Origin of the sequence: Acinetobacter sp. CIP 64.2, from assembly GCF_000369645.1 — a bacterium.
Classification (GTDB): domain Bacteria; phylum Pseudomonadota; class Gammaproteobacteria; order Pseudomonadales; family Moraxellaceae; genus Acinetobacter.
The window spans coordinates 844,489-863,005 of record NZ_KB850122.1; the positions used below are offsets into that span (position 1 = coordinate 844,489).

At 40.3% G+C, this 18,517-nt stretch carries 18 protein-coding genes; 3 read left to right on the forward strand and 15 right to left on the reverse strand.

The window, feature by feature from the left end; all coding sequences use genetic code 11:
- Nucleotides 1-66: 66 nt before the first annotated feature.
- The 6 genes from F895_RS07155 to F895_RS07120 form a co-directional block, all read right to left on the reverse strand.
- Nucleotides 67-504: a hypothetical protein gene (locus F895_RS07155; RefSeq protein ID WP_005242105.1), complete on the reverse strand. Its 438-nt coding sequence runs from the start codon at nucleotides 502-504 to the stop codon at nucleotides 67-69.
- Nucleotides 504-770 carry a hypothetical protein gene (locus tag F895_RS07150; RefSeq protein ID WP_005242107.1) on the reverse strand — a complete coding sequence of 89 codons (267 nt, stop codon included), beginning with the start codon at nucleotides 768-770 and terminating at the stop codon, nucleotides 504-506. Before F895_RS07150 ends, F895_RS07155 begins: the two co-directional genes overlap by 1 nt.
- Before the next feature lie 1,069 nt (nucleotides 771-1,839).
- The gene (locus F895_RS07135) at nucleotides 1,840-2,133 is read right to left on the reverse strand and encodes a hypothetical protein (protein WP_005242137.1); all 294 of its coding nucleotides are present in this window, start codon (nucleotides 2,131-2,133) and stop codon (nucleotides 1,840-1,842) included.
- An 87-nt stretch (nucleotides 2,134-2,220) separates the two neighbouring features.
- Nucleotides 2,221-2,658 carry a hypothetical protein gene (locus F895_RS07130; RefSeq protein ID WP_005242138.1) on the reverse strand — a complete coding sequence of 146 codons (438 nt, stop codon included), beginning with the start codon at nucleotides 2,656-2,658 and terminating at the stop codon, nucleotides 2,221-2,223.
- Nucleotides 2,658-4,067 (reverse strand): hypothetical protein, encoded by a 1,410-nt coding sequence (locus F895_RS07125; RefSeq protein WP_005242139.1) that lies wholly within the window; start codon nucleotides 4,065-4,067, stop codon nucleotides 2,658-2,660. The genes F895_RS07130 and F895_RS07125 overlap by 1 nt, the downstream gene beginning before the upstream one ends.
- Nucleotide 4,068: 1 nt before the next feature.
- Nucleotides 4,069-4,428, reverse strand: coding sequence for a hypothetical protein (locus F895_RS07120; RefSeq protein ID WP_005242140.1), 360 nt, complete (start codon nucleotides 4,426-4,428; stop codon nucleotides 4,069-4,071).
- Between the two features lie 73 nt (nucleotides 4,429-4,501).
- Between F895_RS07120 and F895_RS07115 the strand changes: the two genes are divergently transcribed.
- Nucleotides 4,502-5,152 (forward strand): Ntn hydrolase family protein, encoded by a 651-nt coding sequence (locus F895_RS07115; RefSeq protein ID WP_005242141.1) that lies wholly within the window; start codon nucleotides 4,502-4,504, stop codon nucleotides 5,150-5,152.
- Between the two features lie 82 nt (nucleotides 5,153-5,234).
- On the opposite strand, the gene F895_RS07110 is transcribed toward F895_RS07115, so the two are convergent.
- The 9 genes from F895_RS07110 to F895_RS07070 all read right to left on the reverse strand — a co-directional run bounded on the left by F895_RS07110 (nucleotide 5,235) and on the right by F895_RS07070 (nucleotide 16,300).
- On the reverse strand, nucleotides 5,235-6,506 hold the full coding sequence (locus F895_RS07110; protein WP_005242142.1) for a Glu/Leu/Phe/Val family dehydrogenase: 1,272 nt from the start codon (nucleotides 6,504-6,506) through the stop codon (nucleotides 5,235-5,237).
- Between the two features lie 32 nt (nucleotides 6,507-6,538).
- Complete coding sequence (gene hutG / locus F895_RS07105) at nucleotides 6,539-7,459, reverse strand: formimidoylglutamase (protein ID WP_005242152.1); 921 nt, start codon at nucleotides 7,457-7,459, stop codon at nucleotides 6,539-6,541.
- A gap of 34 nt (nucleotides 7,460-7,493) precedes the next feature.
- Nucleotides 7,494-8,699: an imidazolonepropionase gene (gene hutI / locus F895_RS07100; protein ID WP_005242159.1), complete on the reverse strand. Its 1,206-nt coding sequence runs from the start codon at nucleotides 8,697-8,699 to the stop codon at nucleotides 7,494-7,496.
- Between the two features lie 52 nt (nucleotides 8,700-8,751).
- Nucleotides 8,752-10,164, reverse strand: coding sequence for an amino acid permease (locus tag F895_RS07095; protein ID WP_005242160.1), 1,413 nt, complete (start codon nucleotides 10,162-10,164; stop codon nucleotides 8,752-8,754).
- A 64-nt stretch (nucleotides 10,165-10,228) separates the two neighbouring features.
- Nucleotides 10,229-11,767: a histidine ammonia-lyase gene (gene hutH, locus F895_RS07090; RefSeq protein ID WP_005242161.1), complete on the reverse strand. Its 1,539-nt coding sequence runs from the start codon at nucleotides 11,765-11,767 to the stop codon at nucleotides 10,229-10,231.
- An 84-nt stretch (nucleotides 11,768-11,851) separates the two neighbouring features.
- A complete protein-coding gene (gene hutU / locus F895_RS07085) occupies nucleotides 11,852-13,528 on the reverse strand; it encodes a urocanate hydratase (RefSeq protein ID WP_005242162.1) in 1,677 nt (558 codons plus the stop codon).
- Between the two features lie 238 nt (nucleotides 13,529-13,766).
- Nucleotides 13,767-14,348, reverse strand: a complete 582-nt coding sequence (locus F895_RS07080; protein ID WP_005242163.1) for a HutD/Ves family protein — start codon at nucleotides 14,346-14,348, stop codon at nucleotides 13,767-13,769.
- Entirely contained in the window at nucleotides 14,345-15,097 is a 753-nt protein-coding gene (gene hutC, locus F895_RS07075) for a histidine utilization repressor (protein ID WP_005242164.1), read from the reverse strand. Before hutC ends, F895_RS07080 begins: the two co-directional genes overlap by 4 nt.
- 147 nt (nucleotides 15,098-15,244) lie before the next feature.
- Nucleotides 15,245-16,300: an aromatic ring-hydroxylating oxygenase subunit alpha gene (locus F895_RS07070; protein ID WP_005242165.1), complete on the reverse strand. Its 1,056-nt coding sequence runs from the start codon at nucleotides 16,298-16,300 to the stop codon at nucleotides 15,245-15,247.
- A 165-nt stretch (nucleotides 16,301-16,465) separates the two neighbouring features.
- Here F895_RS07070 and F895_RS07065 point away from each other — a divergent pair, with 165 nt between their 5' ends.
- Together F895_RS07065 and puuE are read left to right on the forward strand one after the other, a co-directional pair.
- Nucleotides 16,466-17,398, forward strand: coding sequence for a LysR family transcriptional regulator (locus tag F895_RS07065; RefSeq protein ID WP_005242166.1), 933 nt, complete (start codon nucleotides 16,466-16,468; stop codon nucleotides 17,396-17,398).
- 128 nt (nucleotides 17,399-17,526) lie between these two features.
- Entirely contained in the window at nucleotides 17,527-18,477 is a 951-nt protein-coding gene (puuE, locus tag F895_RS07060) for an allantoinase PuuE (protein ID WP_005242167.1), read from the forward strand.
- The last annotated feature ends 40 nt before the right edge of the window (nucleotides 18,478-18,517 follow it).

Consider the following 18,517-nt stretch of genomic DNA (forward strand, 5'->3'; position numbering starts at 1 on the left):
AAAAGCACAGCTAAAGTAAGTGAGTATTCTCTAATGCAACCTCATAGAAAGAACTCTAAAATTTATTTAAAAAATATACTTCTCTAATCCTACACCCAAGAATAGAAGACATGTACCGAGAATTCCTGACAAAATAACCAAATAATGAAGGTAGAAAAACACTGGATAACTCTTCAATAATTCATTTAACTGAGAGTCACCTATTTTTTGATATACATTATTTCCATAACGGGCTTTAAAAGAGGTATCAAACTTTATATTTAGTATTTCCCTCCAATATGCACTAGGTAACATACTTAAATAAAAAAAATCAAATGGCTCCATCAATCTTTTAAATTTTTTCTCATCCTTATATACAATTTTACATATTTCTTTTATATAAATATTACTATAAATATAAAGACTTATGAAGAATATCCATAGTAACAAAAAGAAAAACAGACCTATTAAGCTAATAAATAAACCTGGTCTATCTTTAGACATGGACAATAAAATTCCCAACATTATTTATTCCTAACGCCATCAATATAGTCATAGGCTTCACCCACAACATACCCAGTAAGCTCTGATGTACCTTTAGATGCAAGTGCTGCCGAAGCTGCAACAATGCCAATTACAATTAATCCAGTTCCTCCTGTAGCAAGTCCGATAATTAAATAGCCAGTCAGAACACCAACACCGATCCCTGTACTAATTTTCGCAGTCTCAACGAAGGTTGTTCTCGCTTTATCCTCTGGTGCAGCTTCATAAACAGTAACACCTGAACTCACGACATCAGCAGGATAGGTACAGAACCTGCCTTTATTTTAAATGAGAAGCTGCCGTCAGTTTTTTCACCTCACTTTTTTAATAAAAAATCACTATTTGAAATAATTACCAACAACGTAAGAAAAAATCATAAATATAAATGCAAATGTTGTAATTATAAAAATCATATACTGGAATACAAAATACCCCTTATACTCAAACAACAATCGTCTTAGTTGACTCTCATTAAGCTTATAATAAAATTCTTTCCCATAGAGTTTTTTAAAGGATTTATTGTATTTTATATTTATAATTTCCCTCCAAAATGTAGTAGGAAGAAAAATAAGAGCTATAAAATTAAAGGGTTCTAATGGCCTTCTATATTTTTTCTCATCATTAAAGACAATCTTTGATATACCCTTCAAATTTATATTCATGTAAATATAAAAAATTAAATATAGTATAATAGTTATTACTATTAAAAAAAGACCAATCATACCAATAAATAAAGATGGGTCAACTTTATATAATTTAACAATAAAATCTATCATTTATTTCCCATTGCTCTCTCAATTAAATCATAGGATTTTCAACGAAATGACCTGCAAGTTCTGTTGTAGCTTTTCCTGCTAACACTGCCACCCCAAAATACCAATCCCACTCTACTTATTAGGAGTCCGAAATCAAATATAAAAATTAAAAATAGTGATCTAATATATAGGCATATAAAATTATCAACATTGAAAGTAAACCAGTAAAAAAACTAAAATACTGAATTAAGAAAAATAAAGGATATTTTTTAAGCAAATCAACCAATTGCTCCTCATTAATAGGATAATAAAATTCCTTTCCATATAATTTTTTAAAAGATTTATTATATTTTATATTTATTATTTCACGCCAAAAAGTTGTTGGCAAAATACTCACAAAGAAAAAATTAAAAGGTTCAAGTGGTCTTTTATATATTTTTTCTCTGGAAACATAATTCTGAATATACCTTTATAATTGACATTTATATATACATAAAGAATAAAATAAAGAATTGAAGAAATTGCAAAGAGTAAAAAACTAGTTGCTATCATAGGAACTTTACTAAAAATTATAAAAATAACATCCATTATTACCTACTCTTATTTCTTCAACAATGTCATATATTTTTCCTGCGCCCCATCCCAATTTCTCACCAAAAACCTTTCCTATTATTGGTGCTGCAATAGCAACTATCCCAATAACTACTAACCTAGCACCACTTATAGCCAAACTAATAATTAAAGCACTCGTTCCAATCCCAAAACCTATTCCACCCCCAACTTTCGCAGTCTCAACCACGGTTGTTCTCGCCTTATCCTCTGGTGCAGCTTCATAAACAGCTATACTTGAATTCACAGCATCCTTATAACAATTGCAAGATATCCTGCTGCTATTTAAACAACAAATTCAAAATCTGAGCACACCTCAAATTTTAAATAAATCCTATTTAAAAAAGTGCTCTATAGAATAACCAAGGAATAATAAGGACATACTTAAAAGCCCCGATAACATGAAAAAATAATGAAGAAAAAAGAACATTGGATAATTTTTCAACAACTCTTTTAACTGAGAATCACCTATTTTGTAATATACATTATTCCCATAGAAAGCCTTAAATGAAGTGTTAAACTTTACATTTAATATCTCTTTCCAATATGCACTGGGCAGAATACTCAGATAAAAAAAATCAAATGGTTCCATCAATTTTGTAAACCGCTTCTCATCTTTATATACAATCTTGCAAATCCCTTTTAAATAAATATTTATATAAATATAAAGACTTATTACAACCACCCATGCCACTATAATGAATAAAACACCAACTAGAATAATAAATAAACCAGGTCTATCTTTAGACATAGACAATAGAATTTCAAACATTACTTATTCCTAATTTCGTCAATATAGTCATAGGCTTCACCTACGCCATATCCTGAAATTTCACTAACACCTTTCGTAGCTATTGCTCCTGAAGCAGCCACAATACCTATTACAATCAACCCAGTTCCACCTGTGGCGAGTCCAACCACAATAGCACTCACTACAGCTCCAGCAATCAAGCCTGTACCAACTTTAGTTGTCTCAACCACTGTTGTTCTTGCTTTATCCTCTGGTGCAGCTTCATAAACACTAACACCAGAATTCACCACATCCGCCGCAATCGACACGTAGCCGACTATTTTAAGTTGACTGGCAAATTTTCCAATCTCACCCATTTTTTTCACATAATCTTTAATCCCACCCTTATAAGTATTATCTCTTACTAAAGCAGATTGTTTCAGTATCCGTCGCATATTGTTGGTTTTAATCGACTGATCCCAACGCAAGAATTTCTTTACGGACTCCTGATCTAGCTGATTATATAGGCTGGCGTATTTTTGCTTAAATTGAGCAAAGTTTTTGGGATTTGCCAGTCCTGAACCTTTGGCTTGTTCTTCGGCATACTTCTGTGCAAGCTCACCATGAATTCGATAAATTCGATGCGATTGCCCTTCTGCCATACTTAACGCACCATCAACCGCCATTTTCTGCTCAAAAAAACCATCCTTCTCTTCTTTCTGATCAAACTTGATTGTGAGAGGATGCTGATTTTCTTCAAAGATGGTTTTCCCAACAATCCTTGTATTTTCTCGTAATAACGCATCATAAAAAAATTCGTAATTCTGAGCAAAAAAATCGGCATCAAAATCTTTATCCTTTTTCATTTGCTCCAAATTTTGTTGGGCTTGTTGTGCCTGTTTTTTATATTCAGATAATTCCTTGGCTGTGGTTGAATTTGCAATAATAACCACCTGCCCAGACTGTAAAACCCCCATGGAAACGAGGTTAGATAAATGCGGGTTATTTGCCTTTAAAATTTCCCAGTCTTTTACACTCAATGTTTTTTTAAAGATACGCTGTGACCATGTCATCACGGGTTCAGCTTTTTTAATGAGATACCATGCAACCTCACCATCATGAATCTGGATTTCTTTTATATTTTCCTTGGCTTTTTTAGTTGCTTCAACAGTCGTTTTAAACTCAAACAGACTCCACTTATTAGGCTCAGGATATGCTTTGGCTGTAACAGTTTTGATGACCTCGCCACGATATTTAATTTTATACATCAACAATCGATTGGGTTGATAGATATGAAACCATTTGCCAAAACCATGATCGTCAAAATTTCCCTCATCTTTAAAAACAGTCTTGCCAAGCTCTCGGTTCACAACCAAAAACTGAAAGCTAAAATCTTTAAATTGTAAGGGCGGCTTGAGCTTAAATTGCAATCGGGAATAATGTGTTGCCATCTTATTCTCCTTCCGCTTCCTGTGCTTCTTCTATCTCATTCACCATCACATGCGTAATCAGATTTTGAGCGGACGACGTTGTCGTGAGTTTCATTAAACCCTCGGCGCTTGTGATACCTTTTTGCAAATTTCCCGCTTGGTCAATCAGGAGATACGGCTTATTTGCCAATGGAATGTTGTCTTTATTCTTCACCAAATATTGAAGAATATAGGGTTGATCCACCACAGCTAATCTGGGAAGTTGAACAGAAACCTTCTGCCCAGCAACAAATTTATGTTGCCCTGCTTTTGCTTCAAATTTTGCAGGGGTAATAAAAGTAATTCCATCTTTATTAATAATTATTTGAGACCCACCAGCCATAAACATCCCTTTATTTGACACAACTCTCCAAAATAATACAATAATAATATCTACCACCCTTAAAATTTATCGTATGACTTTTATTATAGCCATTCAATTGCAAGATAGTATTATTGTTGCTGCTGATAATAGAAGTGCAACCATTGATTATAAAATTCATTCAGATCAAACACCTAAACTATATGCATGGAAAAATGGGATTATCGTAGGTTCGGGTGAAATGACTGTTATATCCCGTGCAGTTGAGTTCTTTATAAAGTTATCAAAATCGAATATTAAAGACCTACCAAAATGTCTTAAAATTTCAAGACTTATGAGAGAGTTGGAAGCAAAACACTTCCAGATAACAACGACAAAACTAATGTATTCCAAGAGCACGCCATCAGGGGCTCAGCTTTACACCATACAGCCAAACAAAAATAATGAATATCGATTAGAAAAATTCCAAATCAATGAAATTATATTATGGTTTTTCAATCCCGATATTTCACATATTAGGACCGAATTAAAAACATTATATGCCAATCTAAAACCTTGTTACCATTTTAATAATAAAAACGAATGGATAATTTATTATCTCGAACAGTTAAATATAATATTTAAAAAACAAGCCCAAATAGATCAAATGATGAGTGCGAGTTTTGATATCTTCTTTCAAACAAAAGATGATTATTTCCATGAGTATATTAGTAGTACCCGTACAATATCGGGACATGGGGAATGATCCAAAACCAAGAGTGCACTGAACAATAAAAAACGACCTTAAGACATGCGTCTTAAGGTCGTTTGGGTATTGATTCGCAGGATTAGCCTGGGAAAATACCACGCTCTTTACGTGCTTTTAAGATACGTTCACAGCCTAAAATGAAGGCCGCGGTACGTAAGGTACATTCTTTCTCACTTGATTTATGCCATACATCATTGATGGCTTGAATCATTAACTTGTCTAGTCTTTCGTTAATTTCTTCTTCAGACCAGAAGTAGCTCGACATATCTTGAACCCATTCAAAGTAAGATACGGTTACACCACCCGCGTTACAGATTACGTCAGGAACAACGGTAATACCGCGTTCAACTAAAACGTCATCCGCTTCTGGGAAAGTTGGGCCGTTCGCACCTTCGAGTACCAGTTTTGCCGACAGGTTTTTCGCACGTTCAACCGTGATTTGGCTTTCCAATGCAGCAGGGATCAAAATATCCATGTCTACAGTCCAGAACGCTTCATCACTGATTACTTGTGCACCAGCAAAGCCACCCACACCTTGGTGAGTTTCCATGTGTGTTTTCAATGCAGCAAGGTCGATCCCTTCTGGATTGAAAATCGTACCAGTGTGATCTTGAATCGTCACGATTTTAGATTTTGATTCTGCAAACAAATAAGCAGCTTCACTACCCACGTTACCAAAACCCTGAACCGCAATTTTTGCGCCTTCTAAAGGTAGTTTGATTTTTTCAGCCACTTGTTGACCCGTGATAAATACACCACGGCCAGTCGCTTTAATACGACCCAACGAACCACCAAGATGTACAGGCTTACCAGTTACTACACCTGTCACAGTATGACCTTGACCCGATGAATAAGTATCCATGATCCAACCCATGACATTCGGGTTAGTCCCTACATCTGGCGCAGGAATATCTTTCTGTGGGCCAATAATATGGCTGATTTCGCTGGTATAGCGACGTGTTAAGCGTTCTAATTCACGTGGAGAAAGCTGACGTGGATCAACACGGATACCGCCTTTTGCACCGCCAAATGGTAAATTTACCACCGCAGTTTTAATTGTCATCCATGCTGAAAGAGCCATTACTTCATTTAAATCTACATCTGGGTGATAGCGAATACCGCCTTTACCCGGACCACGTGACAAGTTGTGTTGTACACGATAACCTTCAAAATGACGAATTGTGCCATCGTCCATAACAATTGGCACATCAACAATCAAAGCACGTTTTGGGCGCTTCAATGTATCCACATAACCTTCTAGACCATCTAGATATGGAGCAACACGCTCGATCTGTTCAAGATAGGTTGCCCATGGACCGTCATTTTGAGAGACATAAGATAAATTAGACATGTTTTAACCTTTTGATGAATTCACATGATCCATCAATCAAATATGTAGTTAAAAATTATATAAGCGGCTAATTTGGCAGTTCTACTATCCAAATCAAACCGTGGATTACATTCCGCCACATCAAAAACTTTAATCTTTCCGGTTTCCTTAATGGCCTCTAGTAATGGGTCAAAAACTGATAAATCAATTCCTTTTACCGCAGGTGCGCTTACACCTGGCGCAATGCTAGCACTAAATACATCAAGATCAACTGTAATATACAAATAGTCAACTTTTCCTGTAAAAGCTGTCAACTTTTCGATTAAAGTTTCAACACTTTGTTTCTGTAACTCATAATCGTAAATATAAGTACAATTCAGCCGATCTGCGGTTTCAAATAAAACCTTGGTATTTGAATGTTTCGCTACGCCAACACACAAATAATGAAATTCTTGCTGATGCTGTTCAGACAGTCTGGCTGCATTCAAAAATGGTGTGCCAGAGGTCACCTGTTCAGCTTCACGCAAATCAAAATGTGCATCGAAATTGATGATGCCAATTTTCTTATTGGGTTCATTGTTTTGCAGATATTGAAACAAGCCAGAAAAGCTGCCAAAAGCCACTTCATGGCCACCACCTAACACAATCGGTTTCATGCCCTGTTTTAAGCTTCTTTCGACCTGTTCAGCCAGTTCAGCCTGTGCTTGTTCCAGTTTTGAACCGTCACACACCACAGTCCCAATATCTGCAATCGTGATGAGTTGATGTACAGGCAAATTGGCTAACTGCGCACGAATGCTATCTGGGGCATCTGCGGCACCTAAGCGGCCTTTATTGCGCTTTACCCCTTCATCCGAGCTAAATCCAATCAGGGCATAATCTGCTTTTGGCGTGGTATTAATGACTTGGTGAATCCTCAAGTGTTCAGCACCCTCGCCATCTTTACGCCCTTGCCATGTAAATGAATGATTCATTGTCTCTAGCATCCTTTATAAATGAGCTACATCGCTAGATTGAGATTTCTTGGCCATGCTGAATAATCCGCTTTGGCAGATCCCCACCCAACCAGTAAACGATCTCGGATGGATGCTCAATCTGCCATGCAATAAAATCGGCAACTTTACCGACTTCCAACGTACCGTGTGTATCTTGTAAGCCCAAGGCATGCGCTGCATTTGTGGTCACACCCGCTAAGGTTTGTTCAGGAGTTAAACGGAACAAGGTACTGCCCATATTCATCATCAATCGCAATGACAAGGCTGGCGATGTGCCCGGATTTAAATCACTGGATAAGGCAATCCGCACTCCATGTTGATGCAAACTCTCTAACGGTGGGAATTGGGTTTCTCGTAGAAAATAGAACGCACCCGGCAATAACACTGCAACTGTACCTGCGGCAGCCATCGCCTTGACATCATCCTCGGTCATAAATTCTAAATGATCTGCTGACAACGCTTGATAACGTGCTGCCAAACTAGATCCACCAAGTGAAGAGAGTTGCTCTGCATGCAGTTTGATCGGTAAATTCAGAGACTGAGCCGTTTTAAAGAGACGTTCAACTTGTGCTGGAGAAAAGGCCAAGTATTCACAAAATGCATCGACCGCATCGACCAAGCCTTCCTGATGAAGTTTTGGCAGCATCTCATTGCAGATATGCTCAATATAAGCATCACTTTGATCCTTATACTCAGGCGGTAAAGCGTGCGCCGCCAAGCAGGTACTGCGAACTGTCATTGGCAAAGTTTCTGCAATCTGACGAATCACACGCAGCATTTTGCGCTCATTGGCATAGTCCAGACCGTAACCCGACTTAATCTCAATAGTGGTGACACCATCTTTGAGCAAACAGCGAATTCGTTTTAACGCCGATGCCAACAACTGTTCTTCACTGGCTTCACGGGTAGCACGAACGGTACTGGCAATCCCGCCACCGCTGGCTGCGATTTCAGCATAGCTGACACCCTGCAAGCGCTTTTCAAACTCAACACTACGGTTACCACCAAATACACTATGGGTATGGCAATCAATCAAGCCTGGCGTTACCCATGCCCCATTTAAGTCAATGGTTTCAGAATATGCATCGGCAGGAAGATCTTTAAATGCTCCAATCCAGTGAATATGCTGTCCTAGCGTGACCATCCCTGCATCTTCAATACTGGAATATTGTCCATCTTGCATGGTGGCAATATGACAGTTTTTCCAAAGCTTTTTCATTTAAAACTCCTCTCACTGCTCAGGCATAACCAATACCTGAGCAGTTTGATTGTTAGCTTTCCAATTCAATGTTTTGTTGCAAGGTCTGATTTTCTTTTACGCTGTTTTGCTTGGGCTTCACCCAAATGGTATAAGCAATCCAAAGGAGAATTAACCACGTTACCCCGACATAAATCGCAGGTCGTGAGTCAGGGAAATATCCCATCATCGCCAAGATAAACAGCATGAATACAATCGCAAATGCAGGTGCATACGGCCAGCCAATCACAGGGAAATCCAAGGCTTTAATTTCTTCTTTCGACAGCTTACGACGCATTGCGACCTGAGAAAGTAAAATCATCAGCCATACCCAAACGGTTGCAAAGGTTGCGATTGAAGCAATGATGATGAAGACATTTTCAGGAATCAGATAGTTCAGCACAACACCGATCAATAACACCCCAGCCATCACCACAACCGTCATCCAAGGCACGCCATTCTTTGAGATTTTCTGGAAAACTTGCGGCGCTTGTCCACGGTTCGACATGCCATACAGCATACGCCCTGCACCGAATACATCACTGTTAATTGCCGAGATTGCTGCGGTAACCACCACAATATTCAAAATCGTAGCTGCTGATCCAATGCCTAGATTTTCAAAAATTTGAACAAATGGACTACCTTGGCTACCAATTTGATTCCATGGAAAAATCGACATCAACACAAAAATTGTCAATACATAGAACAGTAAGATTCGGACTGGAACGGCATTAATGGCACGAGGAATGGACGTTTTCGGATCTTGCGACTCACCTGCCGTCAAACCAATAATTTCAATCCCGCCAAAAGCAAATACCACTACAGATAAACAGGCAACCAAACCTGCAATTCCATTTGGCATAAAGCCATCATGAATCCATAAGTTTTGAATACCTGTGGTAAAACCACTGTGGTCAGCATGGAAACCATAGAACATTAAACCAAAACCACCCAAAATCATGGCAACAATAGCCGTGACCTTGACGATTGAAAGCCAGAACTCAAGTTCACCAAAGACTTTCACATGAATCAGGTTGATTGCGCCCAAGAACATGATCAGTGACAGAATCCAGATCCATCGTGGTACATCGGGATACCAGAATCCCATATAGATCCCAAAAGCCGTGACATCGGCCAAGGCGACAATCACCATTTCAAAAACGTAGGTCCATCCCGTGGTAAACCCCGCCAATGGACCAATATAATGTGATGCGTACTCACTAAACGAGCCCGATACTGGATTATGGACAGCCATCTCACCAAGTGCACGCATCACGATATAAATTGCAATCCCTGCAACAATATATGCGAGTAATACGGACGGCCCTGCCATTTTGATTGCAGTCGCCGAACCGTAAAAGAGTCCTGTCCCGATGGCTGAACCCAATGCCAAGAAACGAATATGACGGGTGTTTAACCCCCGCTGTAATGTGGAGTGTTGTGACATTATAATCTCCAATCCTTGAGGAAATTTAGTTAGATTCGGCCACTCCATGTGACCGTTTTATTGATCACACTTCAGACAAACTCGGTAATAGCTTCGGAATCAGCAATGCGTTCAAGCAACCACTTGCGAGCAATTCACTTGCCTGCTCGATATCGGGTGCAAAGAAACGATCTTCACTGTAGTAAGGTACTTGGTCACGCAACAGTTTACGCGCGCGCTCCAGTTTTGGAGAACTCTTCAATCCTTCACGGAAATCTAGCCCCTGACATGCACCTAACCATTCAACTGCAAGAATGCCGCGAACGTTATCAGCCATATACCATAAACGTTTGCCCGCATTCGGTGCCATGGAAACATGGTCTTCCTGATTTGCAGAAGTCGGTAAACTATCAACACTGGCAGGATGTGCAAGTGCTTTATTGTCACTTGCTAACGCAGCAGCTGTTACTTGGGCAATCATGAAGCCAGAGTTGACTCCACCATTGGCAACCAAGAACGGCGGCAATTGTGACATATGACGGTCCATCATCATAGAAATACGACGTTCAGATAGCGAACCAATTTCAGCAATCGCCAATGCAAGGTTATCCGCAGCCATTGCCACTGGCTCGGCATGGAAGTTACCACCTGAAATTACATCACCTTCAGCGGCAAACACCAACGGGTTATCTGAAACAGCATTTGATTCAATTTCTAAAACTTCTGCCGCTTGACGGATTTGAGTCAAACAAGCACCCATCACCTGAGGTTGGCAGCGCAATGAATATGGGTCTTGAACCTTGCTACAATCTTCATGTGAATGTGAAATTTCACTTGATTCAGTTAATAGGTCACGATACGCAGCCGCAACATCAATTTGACCACGTTGACCACGCACTTCATGAATACGGGCATCGAATGGCGCACGTGAACCCAGCATTGCTTCAACGCTTAATCCACCGCAAACCGTTGCGGCAGCAAATAGATCTTCTGCTTCGAATAAACCACGCAATGCATAAGCAGTTGATGCCTGTGTACCGTTCAGCAATGCCAAACCTTCTTTCGCCGCCAAAGAAATCGGCTCTAAACCTGCAATTTTTAGCGCTTCAACCGCAGGTAACCATTCACCTTTATAACGCGCTTTACTTTCACCAATTAACACCAAAGACATATGTGCAAGTGGCGCCAAGTCACCTGAAGCACCCACTGAACCTTTTAATGGAATATGCGGATACACTTCAGCATTAATCAAAGCCAAAAGTGCATCAATCACTTTACGGCGAATCCCTGAAAAACCACGAGCCAAGCTGTTCGCTTTCAGCAACATGATCAAACGTACCATAGCATCATCTAGGGGCTCACCCACACCTGCTGCATGTGAAAGTACCAAAGAACGTTGTAATTGCTCCAAGTCTTCTGGTGCAATTTTAGTCGAAGCAAGTAAACCAAAACCTGTATTGATCCCGTATGCGGTACGACCTTCATTGACAATTTTTTCGACACAAGCAACGCTGGCATCGATTCCTGCTGCAGCACTCTCATCCAATTTGACTTTGATTGGATTGAAATAGGCTTTACGAAGGTCTGCTAAGGTGAGTTTGCCGGCTTGAATTAAAAGTTCCATTATTGGCGTCCTGTTTTGCACTCTATTGTTCGCTTACAATGCTCAATGCACAATTGCAAAAAGCATCGTAATGTCCTTGTCTGTTTATTGTGTGATCATTGGCAAGTTCAAGCCTTGCTCTTTGGCACAATCAATTGCGATGTCATAACCCGCATCGGCATGACGCATCACCCCTGTTGCAGGGTCATTGGTCAATACACGTGCAATACGTGCCGCTGCTTCATCAGTACCATCACACACGATCACTACACCTGAGTGCTGAGAAAAGCCCATACCAACACCGCCACCGTGATGTAATGATACCCAAGTTGCACCGCCAGCAGTATTCAACAAGGCATTTAACAATGGCCAGTCAGATACCGCATCAGAACCATCTTTCATTGATTCTGTTTCACGGTTTGGACTCGAGACTGAACCTGAATCCAAATGATCACGACCAATCACGATCGGTGCTGAAAGTTCACCACTACGCACCATTTCATTGAATGCCAAGCCCAATTTTGCACGTAAACCTAAGCCAACCCAGCAAATACGCGCTGGTAAACCTTGGAAGCTAATCCGTTCACGCGCCATATCTAACCAGCGATGTAAATGTTCATCATCTGGAATAAGTTCTTTTACTTTGGCATCTGTTTTATAGATATCTTCTGGATCACCTGAAAGTGCAGCCCAACGGAATGGACCAATACCACGGCAGAACAATGGACGGATATAGGCAGGAACGAAGCCTGGGAAATCAAAGGCATTTTTTACACCTTCGTCTTGTGCCATTTGACGAATGTTGTTGCCATAATCAAAGGTTGGAACACCCATTTTCTGGAAATCCAACATCGCTTGAACATGTTTGGCCATCGATTGTTTTGCTGCTTTGACCACAGCTTCTGGCTCAGTTTTAGCACGTTGACGATACTCTTCCCATGTCCAGCCAATTGGCAAATAACCATTCAATGGGTCATGTGCGCTGGTTTGGTCTGTCACCATGTCTGGGTGTACACCACGACGGACTAATTCAGGCAGAATTTCAGCGGCATTGCCATGCAGTGCAATCGAAACTGCCTTGCCTTCTTTGGTGTATTTTTCAATACGCGCCAAGGCATCATCTAAATCCGTTGCTTGTTCATCGACATAACGGGTACGTAATCGGAAATCGATACTGGTTTGTTGGCATTCAATATTAAGTGAACATGCACCTGCAAGTGTTGCAGCCAAAGGTTGTGCACCACCCATACCGCCTAAACCAGCGGTCAACACCCAACGACCTGTTAAATCGCCGTTATAGTGTTGGCGGCCTGCTTCTACAAAAGTTTCATAAGTGCCTTGTACAATGCCTTGGCTACCAATATAAATCCATGAACCCGCTGTCATCTGCCCATACATTGCCAGACCTTTGGCATCCAATTCATTGAAATGCTCCCAGGTTCCCCAATGTGGAACCAGATTCGAGTTTGCAATCAAAACACGCGGTGCATCTTTATGGGTTTTAAATACGCCAACTGGCTTACCTGATTGAACCAATAAGGTTTCATCTGTTTCTAAGTTTTTAAGTGTTTCAACGATCTTGTCAAAACATTCCCAGTTACGTGCAGCACGACCGATACCACCGTAAACAACAAGCTCTTTTGGATTTTCTGCAACATCAGGGTCAAGATTGTTCATCAGCATGCGTAAAGGCGCTTCTGTTAACCAGCTTTTTGCATTGAGCTTTGTACCACGTGGTGCGCGAATTTCTACATCACGAAATTTTGTTGTCGTTGTTGTCACAATCGGACTCCTTCCATTGAGTTTGAATCAGCAAATTAACCTGCTTTACTGTATAGCAATGTATTAACTTGTATATACATCCATATACTACACAAAACTTTTATCTTGAAAAGATGCTTTTCAATGCTTTTATGAAAATAATTTACAAGCTTATGAAATAAATAGATTTATTTTTATACTGGCAATAAAAAACACATACAACCTGGGGTTGCATGTGTTTTAAGAAAAAGTAAAAAACTTAATTTTTCGTGAGTTCGATCAGACAAGCTTGCTTTAAACGCTGTGATTTTAAAACCAGTTTTTTCAATGCTTTTTGCTGCTCTATCTTAAGACTCTCATGCTGGGCTAAACAGAAAACCTGTTGCTCTACAGCAATTTCTAATGGTTCTGGACTCTGATTGAAAATAAAAATCAGATCGGCTGAACTGAAAAGCTCAGAACTCGTTGGCTCACATATCCATTGATAACGAGAACACCATTTTTCAGGATTATAGATCAGATTAAAGTCCCGAATCGGCCCATCGCTGAGTTCACAACTGGTCGTGCTATCTCCACTAAATTGGGCGGACTGTAAGGTTTGCAGATGCTCAGAACCATCATCAATATTCAATATGATGCCAGCACCCTCCAATACTGTAAGGATGCGCTGCATGCCATCAAACTTGGAAAAGTCACCCGAAGTTTTGACATCCGCCATCGAAATGCGCCAATCAAACGCATCCAGACTGTCCCCGTTGCTTCTGGCGAGCTCTACGGTATAGCCCGCACCATTCTTCCACAGCATCTGCTGATAATCAGATACGCTTAACTGTTGAATCATTGGGTAAATTTACCTTCCAGATAGTAACGGCTACCTGGATAAATCAATCGAGCGCTGGAAATCAGCTGTTTATTCGACCAAGTGCGACGACGAATCAATAGACACGGTTCAGTCTTATTGATTTTCAGCCATTTGCATTCTTGTGCAGAAGCAAGAATCGCTGTGACCACATGCTCACCCTCGGTCACAGGTGCTTTAGACATCAAATACGCATTCGGTGTAATGCTTTTAAAGTCTTGTGACAAGTAATCAGGAATCAACATCGGATCGACCAATCGGTCTTCAATCTGTACAGGCACATCATTTTCATAATGCACAATGATCGAGTGAAAAAGCTTTTGCCCTTCACGCATCTGCATCAACATGCTTTGCTCGGCATTGGCCTGAATTTGTTCCAGCACCAAGACTTCGGCATGATGTTTATGGTTTCGGGCAATGATTTCTTCGGCAATATTATTGACATGAAATAAAGCGGTACGCCCTTGCCCTTCGGCAACAAAAGAACCAACACCTTGAATACGCACCAATAAACCTTCACTAGTCAGTTCGCGTAAGGCACGGTTCACGGTCATGCGGCTACAGCCGAGTAAATTGACCAATTCACTTTCTGAAGGAATCTTTTTATTAACTGTCCATGTTCCCTCATAAATTTTTTGTGAAATCATTTGTTTCACGCGCAAATACAATGGAACTGGACTATCTTTTTCTAAGGACAAATCTAAATCGTTTTGCTTTGTCGCTCTTGACATTGACTAAAACTCATACTAAATATTTTAAGGCATTGTATCTTTATTTTATGACAATTGTATATACAAGCCTATACATATAAAATTTTCCAGTTCCATTATTTTATTTACTCTTTTTAATCTCCATAGAAAATACGGTTATTTCTAAAGCTAGACGGTGTATCGTTTGCTTAACCCCCATTCTGCCAAAATACGACGATACATAGTCGAAGAACGATCTGCTTCAAAATGCGCTTCCATACTTATATCCAAAGGCAATTCTTCTGGCTTTTGCGCCTCAACCATCTCCTGATCTTCAGCAAAAATCTGCGCATTAAAATCATAAACCGCCTGTAAATCACCCGTGGTATCAAAATTACGAGTTAATGGTACAAATAAACGGGTCTTGTTATGCGAGACCGGACAACAGGCGTTTAAAATCTTGAGCACCCCGTCATTCGGAAAATGAATGGTCAGCACTGCTGAAAATGGTGGATAAACATCAAAGATTCTTTCCCACAAGAAATCATCGGGTGCTAAATGCTGCATGCCATGCGGATAGTTGCTGACGTTACTGGTGTAGTTTGTATGCAAGCCATAATTGGTACGTTCAGTCGAATATTTAGGTACCACCGGATTATCTCGATCGGCAAAAGCCTGATGATGTACCCAAGCAAAATGTGCAACATCAATAAAGCCTTCCAGTTGACGGCCACTTGAGCCTGCAATATCTACAGAAGGTGGCAAAATGGCTTGATGTGCCTCATTCTCCCATGTCTCTAACACGGGAAAATTCGCCAAATGTTCATCTCTGCCCAAAATGCTGGTCCAAACCAAGCCATATTTTAAAACCACTGGAAACTTAGTCAGCGAAAAGCGCTCTGAGATTTTGGTTAAGTCAGGCTGAGCGGGGATTTTGCTACATTTGCCCTCTTCATTAAAATGTAGCCCGTGATAAGGACAAATCAAAGTGTCTCCCTCAACCCAACCTTTACTCAAAGGTACACCACGATGTGGACAAATATCCCGAGCCAAATGAATCTGCCCTGTTTCGGTCTTATACAAAGCTAGATTCATATCCAATAAAGTCACTTGCTGAGGTTTGCTACTCACATCTTCAATGCGTGCAACGGGATACCAATGTTGTGCAAGAATCTGCCAATCCTGATCATCAAATTGGCTATGGCATGGCTTATTTGGAAGATTGATGAATGAAATTGCGTTCATATCCAGTGCTCGTGATTTCGTCTTTCCTCTGTTGTTTGCAGTGTGGAATAGATCATTATTTTCGTCTATTAGAATGATTTACATGACTCATTCTAAAAATTAGAACAACCTAGGCACTAAAATTGCTTTTGTATTGAAATCTGCTTTATCTCAAGTGAGTTTGCAATGGCCTTGCCATTTTCACGTTTTGCCGATTATTTTATTGCCGTTGCCAAAACAGGCAGTTTAAGAAAAGCGGCCGATCAACTGTTTATTTCTGTCTCCGCGGTACATCGACAAATCGTTTTGGCAGAAGAAGAACTCGGCGTGGCTTTATTTGAACGTTTGCCCAGTGGACTCAAGCTGACTTTGGCAGGCGAATTGCTGTATGCCGATCTACGCAGCTGGCAAAAAGAGTTTCAAATTACCCAGAAACGTTTGAATGAAATTCAAGGGATACAACGTGGTTCAATTGATTTTGGGATGATCGCAGCACTGAGTGAAAGCTTTGTCAGTGCGGTGATGCAGTCTATTATTCAGCAATATCCCTGGATTAATTTTAAGCTTCGTGTCTTGGACAGTGATCGTATCGCGGATCTGGTGATCAATGCTGAGCTCGACTTTGGTCTGATTCTCAACCCTAAACATCAGCACCAATTACAGATCGGTGCTTTTATTGAAATGCCCTTGGGTTTCGTGATTCCCAAACAACATCCTTTAGCCCATAAAGAAAAAATCTACTTCTCCGATACACTGGAATTCAATCATATTGTTCCCGCCGAGCCTTTGGTTATTCATGACCATGTTACGGCCTTATATAAAAAGCAGGACTTTCACCCACGTCATACCATCGAGTGCAATGATATCCATATGATGATCTCCTTGCTCAGACAGAACTTAGGCATCAGCATCATGAGTTATCTGGATGCAGCCCCTTATATTGAAAATGGTGAGTTTGAATTTAGAGCAATCAATGACCATGGCCTACATCCAATTACCGTTGCACTTTGTGTTGCACCAAAACGGCAACTTTCTCGGATTGCTCAAATCATGATGAATCAAATCATTATCGAAATGGAGGCACTAAAATCGCGCATGTTAAAGAATATTCATCAATAACATAGTATTTTTGCACCAAAATAAAACACATAAACCACTGATTTAAATCAATATAATATTTGACACTCAAAGATTTTATCGGTTAAGTTGATGTGAAGATTCACCTTTTTCACGATTCAGGCATTACTATGGTTTGGCCCAATATAGACATTAACTTAACAGCAGATTATCCACGTGATATGGTCGGTTATGCCAATCAACCGCCCCATGCCCAATGGCCGAATCAAGCGAAAATTGCGGTGCAATTTGTGCTGAATTATGAAGAAGGCGGTGAAAAACATATTCTGCATGGCGATGAAGGGTCAGAACAGTTTTTGTCTGAAATCAGTGGTGCTGAAAGTTATCCTGCACGACACCTTTCAATGGACTCGATTTATGAATATGGCTCACGGGTCGGTTTTTGGCGCATTCAGCAGGAATTTGCCAAACGTCAATTGCCTATGACCATTTTTGCCGTTGCAATGGCTTTGCAACGGAATCCTTTGGTGGTCGAAGCGATCAAACAACACAACTATGATGTGGTATCGCATGGCTTACGCTGGATTCATTATCAAAATATGGATATTGAAACTGAGAAACAACATATGGATGAAGCCATGCATATCCTCAAAGATTTGTTTGGTGAAATGCCAACGGGCTGGTATACAGGCCGCGATAGCCCCAATACCCGCCAATTATTGGCGGAATATGATCAGGTGCAATATGACAGTGATTATTACGGCGATGACTTACCTTTTTGGACAACGCTCAGCAATGCAGCGGGTGCTACACGCCCACATTTAATTATTCCTTATACGCTAGATACCAATGACATGAAATTTGCATCTCCTACGGGTTTTAATCGTAGTGAGGATTTTTTTGAATATTTAAAAGATGCTTTCGATGTTTTATACGCCGAGGGTGCAACCTCACCCAAGATGCTTTCTATTGGCATGCATTGCCGTATTTTAGGACGTCCTGCCCGCTTTAAGGCACTGCAACGTTTCTTGGATTATGTGCAAAATCATGATCGGGTCTGGATTTGCACCCGTCAGCAGATTGCGGAGCATTGGTATACGCATCATCCTCTTCAAGCTTAGGCTTTTTAAAACGTCATAAGGTGTCGTTTAGCCGATTCAA

Coding starts and splice junctions, on each gene's coding strand:
- hutC (WP_005242164.1), bottom strand. CDS start 15,097: ATGTCAAGAGCGACAAAGCAAAACGATTTAGATTTGTCCTTAGAAAAA.
- hutH (WP_005242161.1), bottom strand. CDS start 11,767: ATGGAACTTTTAATTCAAGCCGGCAAACTCACCTTAGCAGACCTTCGT.
- F895_RS07110 (WP_005242142.1), bottom strand. CDS start 6,506: ATGTCTAATTTATCTTATGTCTCTCAAAATGACGGTCCATGGGCAACC.
- hutG (WP_005242152.1), bottom strand. CDS start 7,459: ATGAATCATTCATTTACATGGCAAGGGCGTAAAGATGGCGAGGGTGCT.
- puuE (WP_005242167.1), top strand. CDS start 17,527: ATGGTTTGGCCCAATATAGACATTAACTTAACAGCAGATTATCCACGT.
- F895_RS07120 (WP_005242140.1), bottom strand. CDS start 4,428: ATGGCTGGTGGGTCTCAAATAATTATTAATAAAGATGGAATTACTTTT.
- F895_RS07095 (WP_005242160.1), bottom strand. CDS start 10,164: ATGTCACAACACTCCACATTACAGCGGGGGTTAAACACCCGTCATATT.
- F895_RS07125 (WP_005242139.1), bottom strand. CDS start 4,067: ATGGCAACACATTATTCCCGATTGCAATTTAAGCTCAAGCCGCCCTTA.
- F895_RS07130 (WP_005242138.1), bottom strand. CDS start 2,658: ATGTTTGAAATTCTATTGTCTATGTCTAAAGATAGACCTGGTTTATTT.
- F895_RS07065 (WP_005242166.1), top strand. CDS start 16,466: ATGGCCTTGCCATTTTCACGTTTTGCCGATTATTTTATTGCCGTTGCC.
- hutI (WP_005242159.1), bottom strand. CDS start 8,699: ATGAAAAAGCTTTGGAAAAACTGTCATATTGCCACCATGCAAGATGGA.
- F895_RS07080 (WP_005242163.1), bottom strand. CDS start 14,348: ATGATTCAACAGTTAAGCGTATCTGATTATCAGCAGATGCTGTGGAAG.
- F895_RS07115 (WP_005242141.1), top strand. CDS start 4,502: ATGACTTTTATTATAGCCATTCAATTGCAAGATAGTATTATTGTTGCT.
- F895_RS07070 (WP_005242165.1), bottom strand. CDS start 16,300: ATGAACGCAATTTCATTCATCAATCTTCCAAATAAGCCATGCCATAGC.
- F895_RS07155 (WP_005242105.1), bottom strand. CDS start 504: ATGTTGGGAATTTTATTGTCCATGTCTAAAGATAGACCAGGTTTATTT.